This window comes from Bacillus cereus group sp. BfR-BA-01522, from assembly GCF_022662635.1.
Taxonomy (GTDB): domain Bacteria; phylum Bacillota; class Bacilli; order Bacillales; family Bacillaceae_G; genus Bacillus_A; species Bacillus_A cytotoxicus.
The window spans coordinates 1-237 of record NZ_JAKUDY010000064.1 but is presented as its reverse complement, the minus strand read 5'-3'; the positions used below and the strand labels follow the sequence as shown (position 1 = coordinate 237).

Below are 237 nucleotides of genomic sequence, written 5' to 3'. Positions count from 1 at the left end.
GTTCAAGTCCATTTAGGCCCACCATACAACTTGGGGCCTTAGCTCAGCTGGGAGAGCGCCTGCCTTGCACGCAGGAGGTCAGCGGTTCGATCCCGCTAGGCTCCACCAAATATTATTTTATATAAATTGGTATGTTCTTTGAAAACTAGATAACAGTGTAGCTCATATTTTTAATTTTAGTTTGGTTAAGTTAGAAAGGGCGCACGGTGGATGCCTTGACACTAGGAGTCGATGAAG

Annotated in this window: 1 tRNA gene; it reads left to right on the top strand. The window is 45.1% G+C overall.

The annotated features are described in order from the left end of the window. Positions 1–32 precede the first annotated feature (32 nt). Positions 33–108, top strand: a tRNA-Ala gene (locus MR059_RS21670). Positions 109–237 lie beyond the last annotated feature (129 nt).